Genomic DNA, 7,978 nt, shown 5'->3' with positions numbered 1-7,978 from the left:
CAGCAAAGAAAGTGACCCCCGCCCCGGGGAGGGGCAGTGCTAATAGACCGACACGCAAACGGGATCCGGCGAAAACCCCGCCACACCCCTACCATCACCCCGTATTCCGCAACCCCGCCGCAATCCCGTTGATCGTCAAATGAATCCCGCGCCGCAAGCGCACGTTCTGATCTCCCGCGCGATGACGCTTCAACAGTTCGACCTGCAAATGGTTAAGCGGATCGAGATACGGAAAGCGGTTCTTGATCGACCGCGCGAGCAGCGGATTATCCGCAAGACGATCGCTCTTCCCCGTGATCTCGGCAAGCACGTCCGACGTGCGCTGATGCTCCGCGACGATCTTGTCGAACACCGTCTTGCGCAGCTTCCTGTCCGTGACGAGTTGCGCATAACGCGACGCAACCGCGAGATCGGTCTTCGCGAGCACCATGTCCATGTTCGACAGCAGGTTCTTGAAGAACGGCCACGTCTTGTGCATCTTGCGCAGCGTCGCGAGGCGCTTCGCGCGTTCATCGTCGGAGCCGGACTTGTCGAGATACGCCGTCACCGCGCTGCCGAAACCATACCAGCCCGTCAGCAACAAACGGCATTGCCCCCACGAGAAGCCCCACGGAATCGCGCGCAAATCCTCGATCTTGCGTTGCTTCGGGTCCTGCAGCTTGCGCGACGCCGGCCGGCTGCCGATATTCAGCTCCGCGATCTCCGAAATCGGCGTCGACAGGAAGAAATAGTCGGTGAAGCCGGGCGTCTCGTAGACGAGCGCACGGTACGCGGCCATCGCGGAATCGGAGAGCGTCTGCATCGTCGCTTCGAATTGCGGCAACTGCGCGGGCGCATTCTCGTGCGGCAGCAGCGATGCCTCGAGCGTCGCGGCGACCACCGTCTCCAGATTGCGCCGCCCGATCTCCGCATTCGCGAACTTGCTCGCGATCACTTCGCCTTGCTCGGTCAGACGGATTTGCCCGTCGACGGTGCCCGGCGGCTGCGACAGAATCGCCTGATAGGTCGGGCCGCCGCCGCGTCCGACCGTGCCGCCACGGCCGTGAAACAGTCGCAAGGTCGTGCCGCGTTCCTTGAAGAGCGTAACCAGCGCCAGTTCCGCGCGATACAGCTCCCAGTTCGACGTGAGAAAGCCGCCGTCCTTGTTGCTGTCCGAATAACCGAGCATCACTTCCTGCTCGTTGCCCTGATTTTCGATCAGCTTGTCGATGCCCGGCAGCGCGAAGAACTCGCCCATGATGACCGGCGCATTGCGCAAGTCGGCGATAGTTTCGAAGAGCGGAATCACCATCAGGCCGTCCCGCGGTGAATCGTCTTTAGCGCCCAGATAGCCTTGCAGCACGCCGGTTTCCTTCTGCAGCAGCATCACTTCCAGCAGGTCGCTGACGGTTTCCGTGTGCGAGATGATGTAGTTGCGCACCGCGCGCGCGCCGAATTTCTGACGCGTCTCGCGCGCGGCTTCGAGCACGCCGAGCTCGCTCTTCGCGAGATCGGAATACTGCGCGTACGGCAGACGCAGCGGACGCGGTTGCGCCAGTTCCTTCAGCAGCACGTCGCGCTTCTGCTCTTCGGACAGCGACGCGTAATCCGCGACGACGCCCGCACGCGCGAGCAACTCGGTCACGACTGCTTCGTGAATATCCGAGCTCTGCCGCAGGTCGATGCTCGCGAGATGGAAGCCGAACACTTCGGCGGCGCGCGCGAGCGGCGAAAGGCGCAAGGTCGACATCGACGCGCCATGATGCTCCGCGAGCGAATCGATCAGCACGTGCAGGTCGCGCACGAATTCGGACGCGTCGGCGTAGGGCTTCGCGCGAATCTGCGGCTGGCCGGCGCCCGCGCTTCGCACCGCGACGACGCCTTCGCCGAGGCGCACGCGAGCGCTCGCCGCAAGCCGCGTGTACATGCCGATGAGTGCGCGCCGATACGGCTCGTCCGTGCGATGCGGCGACTGATCCGGCGAGGCATCGGCGAGCGCCTTCAACGCATCGCTCGAACCGGCGAGCAGGTTCGACACGGACAATTCCGCGCCGAGCTTGTGCGTCTCTTCCAGATAGTGTTCGAAGATCACGATCGCCTGACGGGTGATCGCGGTTTCGAGCGTTTCGCCTGTGACGAACGGATTGCCGTCACGGTCGCCGCCGATCCAGCTTCCCATCTGGAAGAACGGCGGCAGGCGCACGGGCAGGCCGTGCTCGGCGAGCGCGCCTTCGATATCGGCATAGAGCGCGGGAATCTCCGCGAGGAAGGTCGCGCGATAGTAGGAGAGCGCGTTGTCGATTTCGTCGGTGACGGAGAGCCGTGTTTCGCGCAGCATGCGCGTCTGCCACAACGACGTCACCCGGGCGCGCAGCACGGCTTCGTTCTGGGCGCGTTCGCGGACGGTCAGTTCCTGATCGCGCTCGGCGAGCAGGCGCGCGATGTCATGTTGCGCATCGAGAATGCTCTTGCGCGAGACTTCGGTCGGGTGCGCGGTGAGGACGGGCACGATCAGCGCATCGCCGAAAAACTTGTCCAGCAGCTTGCGCGTCGCACTGATGTTCTTGTGCTCGCGCATCCGCTCGATGGCATAAGCGATCGTGCCGGGCTGCGAAACGGAGCCCGCGAGCGCGTGAATGCGGCGGCGGCGATTGTGATGCCGGTCTTCCGCGATATTCGCCAGATGCGAGAAATAGCTGAACGCACGCACGACGGACACCGTCTGCTCCGGCGACAGCGCACGCAGCTTCTTCTCCAGCGTCTGCGCGGCTTCGCTGTCGTCTTCGCGGCGGAACTTCACGGCCGTCTGACGAATGGCTTCCACCACGTCGAACACGGCGTCGCCTTCCTGCTCGCGCAGCACTTCGCCGAGCAGACGGCCGAGGAAGCGGATGTCCTCGAAGAGCGGGCGGTCCTTGTCGTCGCGCGTGCGGCTCGCGGGTTTCGCAGCGGCCGCGCCGTTGGCGCGCGGCGCTTTCGCTTTGGTCGCGACGCGTTTGGCCGCGGCCTTGATGCCCGGCCTCGGTTTCGGCGCGATCGCCGCTTTCGATGCCTTCGCCGCCGTGGCGGCCTTCGTGACGATGGGCGACGACGCCGGGCGCGGCGCGTCGGAGGAGGAAGACTTGGGCAATGCGGCGTTGCGGCGCGCCGGGCGAGCCGATCCAGAAGACGTCACGTTGGGTTCCTCTCAGAAGCTGCGAAGCCAGGGACCACATCGACGTGATGCAACCCGGACGGGCGCCGCATCGGGCAGGAAACCGCAGGCCGTGCGAACGGCCGTGCGTCAAACCGGCGACAGCATGCCGCGGCGTTTAGCGGGCCCCGAAGCGGTCATCGCGCGCGAAGCGGCCTGCGCCGTCGTTCACCCGGATACAAACGCGCCACGGACGCCCCGAAAGGCGCATCGGACAAGGCTCTCGCGCGCTGCCCATGTGTCAGTGGACCTTGGCGTGCGTGCTACCATTGTTCGCTAATGTCTATTCATCCATCCCGTCATTCGATCGAGCATCAATGAATTCCGAGACGCATTCAACGACACCGCCCGCGAGCATCACCATCGCTTCGCGGGAAAGCCGGCTTGCGATGTGGCAGGCCGAGCATGTGCGGTGTGCGCTGCACAAATTATATCCATCTTGTGACATAAAAATCCTCGGAATGACGACGCGTGGCGATCAGATTCTGGATCGCACATTGTCGAAGGTCGGCGGCAAGGGTCTCTTCGTGAAAGAGCTCGAAGCCGCGCTCGCCGAAGGCCGCGCCGATCTCGCCGTGCATTCGCTGAAAGACGTGCCGATGGAACTGCCCGAAGGCTTCGCGCTCGGCGCCATTCTGGAGCGTGAAGATCCGCGCGATGCCTTCGTGTCGCCGCATTACGAATCGCTGGAAGCGTTGCCTGCGGGAAGCATCGTCGGCACGTCGAGTCTGCGCCGCGAAGCGATGATCCGCGCGCGTTTTCCCGCGCTCGAAGTGCGTCCGCTGCGCGGCAATCTCGACACGCGTCTTGCCAAGCTTGATCGCGGCGAATACGCGGCAATCATCCTCGCGGCCGCCGGATTGAAGCGCCTCGGTCTCGAAGCGCGCATCCGTGCGCTGCTCGATCCGTCGGAGAGCCTGCCGGCGGCGGGGCAGGGCGCGCTCGGCATCGAGATGCGCGCGGATCGCGCCGATCTCGCCGCGTGGCTCGCGCCCTTGCACGACGAACACACCGCGCTCGCGGTCGAGGCGGAACGCGCGGTGTCGCGTGCGCTCGGCGGCAGTTGCGAAGTGCCGCTCGCGGCGCATGCCGTGTGGCGCGAAGGCGCGTTGCATCTGCGCGGCGCCGTGGCGATGCCCGACGGCAAGCGTGTGCTGCGCGCCGAAGAAACCGTGCGTTCGCCCGATCTCGCCGGCGCGCTCGCGCTCGGCAAGCGCGTGTCGTCGGATCTCGAAGCACAGGGCGCAATGGATATCGTCAACGCGCTCACCACGATGAGCCGCGCCGATGCCCCCAACGCCGCGCCCTCGGGGCCGAAGTCCTGATGGCGAGCGAGCGCCGCGCCACCGTCATCGTCACGCGTCCGGGCGGACAGTCGTCCGCGTTGCTCGCGCTCCTCGCGAGCGCCGGCTTCGACACGCTGGAATTCCCGCTGATCGATATCGCGCCCGTTGCCGACGATGCACCGCTGCGCGCCGCGCTCGACGAGCTCTTTCTGCCGCCCGACGCACCGGGGCGTTACGCGCTGGTGGTGTTCGTGTCGCCGAATGCGATCGATCATGCGTTCGGCCGGCTCGGCGCGCCGTGGCCCGCCGAACTGCCCGTCGCGGTCGTGGGTCCGGGATCGGTCGCGGCGCTCGCGCGGCAGGGCGTGCACGCGCCCGCGCATCGCGTGATCAGTCCATCGACGGAAGACGCCGATCCCCGCTTCGACTCGGAAGCGCTCTACACCGCGATCGAAGCGCATTTCGGCACGAACGGTCTCGAAGGCAAGCGCGTGCTGATCGTGCGCGGCGACGGCGGCCGCGAATGGCTCGCCGAACGGCTCGCCGAGGCGGGCGCGCGGGTCGAGAAAGCCGCCGCGTATCGACGTGTGCTGCCGGAGCCGTCGATGCAAAAGTGGGAGCGCATCCACGAACTGCTCGCGGGAAAGCCGCACGCGTGGCTGCTGACGAGTTCCGAAGGCGTGCGCAATCTCGACGAACTCGCGCACGAGCACCTCACCGCCGATGAAATCGTGCTGCTCAAACGCACGCCGGTCGTCTGTCCGCACCCGCGTATCGCCGAAGCCGCGCGGGGAGCGGGTTTTGATAGGATTACGGTGTCCGGCGCGGGCGACGAACGCATCGCACACTCGCTGGAAGCGCTGTTCCCGTCCGACACCGCCGCAGCAGCCGCGCAGGCGGAGCCACAACGCAACTCACGCGATCCGGAGGCCCACGCATACGCGAGCGCTGCAGCGAGCGCATCGAGCTCGAACCATTCCTCATCCGCGCCGACGGACGCCCATCCGGCCACCGCGCCGGCCCACCAAACGGCTCAATCACGCATGACTGATTCGAACGATTCCAAAAAAGCTTCACCTCAGCCGAACGTGACACCGCCCTTGCCGCCGAACACGCCTTTCACGCCTTTCGAGCAGCAGAAGCGCCGCGGCGGCGCGGGCATCGTGTTGTTGTGGTTCGTCATCGTCATTCTGGCGGTGGCGGCGGGCGCGGGCGCGTTCGTCCTGAACCGCAAGTTCGACCGCGCCGACGCGCAACTGTCGCAACGCCTCGCCCAGTCCGACGAGCAGAACGCCGATCTGCGCGCGAAAGCCGATCAGGCCGCGAGCGCGACCACCGCGCTCAATACGCAGATCATCCAGTTGCAAGGCAAGCTCACCGATGCCGAAACGCACAGTCAGGCGTTGCAGCAGCAATATCAGGATCTCGCGAGCAATCGCGACGACTGGACCATCGCCGAAGTCGAACAGATTCTGTCGAGCGCGAGCCAGCAACTGCAACTGACCGGCAACGTGCAGCTCGCGCTCTTCGCGCTGCAAAGCGCCGACACGCGCCTCGCCGCGAGCACCGGTCCGCAGGTCGTCGCGATCCGCAAGGCGATCGCGCAGGACATCGACAAGCTGAAGGCCACGCCCACCACCGATCTCACCGGTCTCGCGATCAAGCTCGATACCGCCATCGACCAGATCGACCAGTTGCCGCTGTCGGGCGAAGCGCCGATCGCCCGCGCCCGCGCGCAGACGGCCGAGCCGGCCAACAGTGCGTCGATCGCCGCGGCGACCGGCGAGCCGCGCTGGAAGGTGCTGTGGCATCAGATCACGAACGGCATCGGCCAGCAGTTGTCGAGCCTCGTGTCGGTGCGGCGCATCGATAACGCCGACGCGATGCTCACGTCGCCCGATCAGGGTTATTTCGTGCGCGAGAACGTGAAGCTGCGTTTGCTGTCCGCGCGTCTGTCGCTCCTGTCGCGCAGCGAGCCGACGCTCAAGTCCGATCTGCACGCCGCCGATGCCGCGCTCGCGCGCTACTTCGATGCATCGTCCAGGAAGGTGCAGGCCGTGCGCGATCTCGTGAAGCAGGTCGATCAGGCGTCGCTCGCCGTCGCCGTGCCGAACCTGAACGCCAGCCTCGCCGCGGTCCATCAGTTCAAGCGAGGCGGATGATGACGATTCGTGGACTGATCTGGCTCGCGCTGCTGTTCGCGGTAGCGGTGATCGTCGCGACGGTCGGGGGTTTCAACGGCGGGCAGATCCTGCTCGTGATTCCGCCGTATCGGGTCGACATGTCGCTAAACCTGTTCGCGGTGGCGCTCGTCGTGCTGTTCATCGTGCTCTACGCGGTCATCCGCGCGGTGCGCGGCGTGTGGAAGATGCCGTCGCGCGTCGCTGCGTATCGCACGCGCAGCAAGCTCGCGAAAGCGAATGCGTCGCTGCGCGATGCGGTCGGACACCTATACGCCGGGCGCTTCTCGAAGGCCGAGAAGGCCGCGCGCGATGCGCTTTCCGTCGACGCGAACAAGGGCGCGGCCGGGCTCATCGGCGCAAACGCGGCGCATCGTCTGCACGAATACGCGCGCCGCGACGAATGGCTCGCGCAGGTTTCCGGCACGGACTGGCAGGACGCGCGGCTGATGGCGACCGCCGACATGCGCGCCGACGGCCGCGACGCCGACGGCGCGCTCGTCGCGCTCACAGAAATGCAGGCGCAGGGCGGACGGCGCATCCACGCGCAGCAGATCGCGCTGCGCGCGCAGCAGCAGTTGAAGAACTGGGGCGAAGTGTTGAAGCTCGTGCGCATGCTGGAAAAACGCGAAGCGCTGCATCCGGCGGTCGCGGTGCGGCTGCGTCAGGTGGCGGCGGAGAACCTGCTGCGCGACCGGCGGCACAATCCCGACGCGCTGCTCGAACTGTGGCAGTCGCTTTCGGTGACCGAGCGCCAGTCGCCGCGTCTCGCCGATCTCGCTGCGGAGTTGCTGATCGCGCTCGATCGCCGCGCGGAGGCGAAGAAGATCGTCGAGGATGCGCTCGCGCACAACTGGGACGCGCGGCTCTTGCGGCGCTATCCGGATTGCATCGTCGGCGGCGACGCGTTCCCGCTGATCCAGCGCGCCGAAGCGTGGCAGAAGGAACGCACCGAAGACGCCGATCTGCTCTTCACGCTCGGGCGGCTGTGTCTGCATCAGCAGTTGTGGGGCAAGGCGCAGGCGTTCCTCGAATCGGCGCTGAAACTCGCCGACAACGAACCGCTCAAGATCCGCACGCATCGCGCGCTCGCGCGTCTGCACGAGCAACTCGGCGACACCGAAAAGGCCGCGGAGCATTATCGTGCGAGCGCGCTGGCGATGAACGTCGTCTGATCCGCGAATCGTCGAACGTCCGCAAAAGCCGCATGGGAGAAACTTTCATGCGGCTTTCTGTTTTTTGTCCACGGGAACGGCGTTTGACGTTGTCTGTACGTTAGCGCACAACGGCGACGCGCCCGACGTGGTCTAGTTTGCTTCCACCAATTCGAAGAACAGGGA

4 protein-coding genes are annotated in these 7,978 nt (G+C 65.9%); 3 read left to right on the top strand and 1 reads right to left on the bottom strand.

Annotation, left to right across the window (positions count from 1 at the left end):
* Positions 1-94: 94 nt before the first annotated feature.
* Complete coding sequence (gene ppc / locus PQR08_RS25850; RefSeq protein WP_408162805.1) at positions 95-3,154, bottom strand: phosphoenolpyruvate carboxylase; 3,060 nt, start codon at positions 3,152-3,154, stop codon at positions 95-97.
* Between the two features lie 335 nt (positions 3,155-3,489).
* Here ppc and hemC point away from each other — a divergent pair, with 335 nt between their 5' ends.
* The 3 genes from hemC to PQR08_RS25835 are packed head-to-tail and all read left to right on the top strand — an operon-like array spanning position 3,490 to position 7,813.
* On the top strand, positions 3,490-4,497 hold the full coding sequence (hemC, locus tag PQR08_RS25845) for a hydroxymethylbilane synthase (protein ID WP_238210017.1): 1,008 nt from the start codon (positions 3,490-3,492) through the stop codon (positions 4,495-4,497).
* Complete coding sequence (hemDX, locus tag PQR08_RS25840; RefSeq protein ID WP_408162802.1) at positions 4,497-6,620, top strand: fused uroporphyrinogen-III synthase HemD/membrane protein HemX; 2,124 nt, start codon at positions 4,497-4,499, stop codon at positions 6,618-6,620. Before hemC ends, hemDX begins: the two co-directional genes overlap by 1 nt.
* Positions 6,620-7,813, top strand: coding sequence for a heme biosynthesis protein HemY (locus PQR08_RS25835; protein WP_187607387.1), 1,194 nt, complete (start codon positions 6,620-6,622; stop codon positions 7,811-7,813). The genes hemDX and PQR08_RS25835 overlap by 1 nt, the downstream gene beginning before the upstream one ends.
* The last annotated feature ends 165 nt before the right edge of the window (positions 7,814-7,978 follow it).

This window comes from Caballeronia jiangsuensis (assembly GCF_046030135.1).
Lineage (GTDB): Bacteria > Pseudomonadota > Gammaproteobacteria > Burkholderiales > Burkholderiaceae > Caballeronia > Caballeronia jiangsuensis.
The sequence above is the reverse complement of the archived record's forward strand: the minus strand, read 5'-3'. Positions and strand labels throughout refer to the sequence as shown.

Excerpts from the sequence above, each read along its gene's own strand:
- PQR08_RS25835 (WP_187607387.1), top strand. The coding sequence starts at position 6,620 with ATGACGATTCGTGGACTGATCTGGCTCGCGCTGCTGTTCGCGGTAGCG.
- hemDX (WP_408162802.1), top strand. The coding sequence starts at position 4,497 with ATGGCGAGCGAGCGCCGCGCCACCGTCATCGTCACGCGTCCGGGCGGA.
- hemC (WP_238210017.1), top strand. The coding sequence starts at position 3,490 with ATGAATTCCGAGACGCATTCAACGACACCGCCCGCGAGCATCACCATC.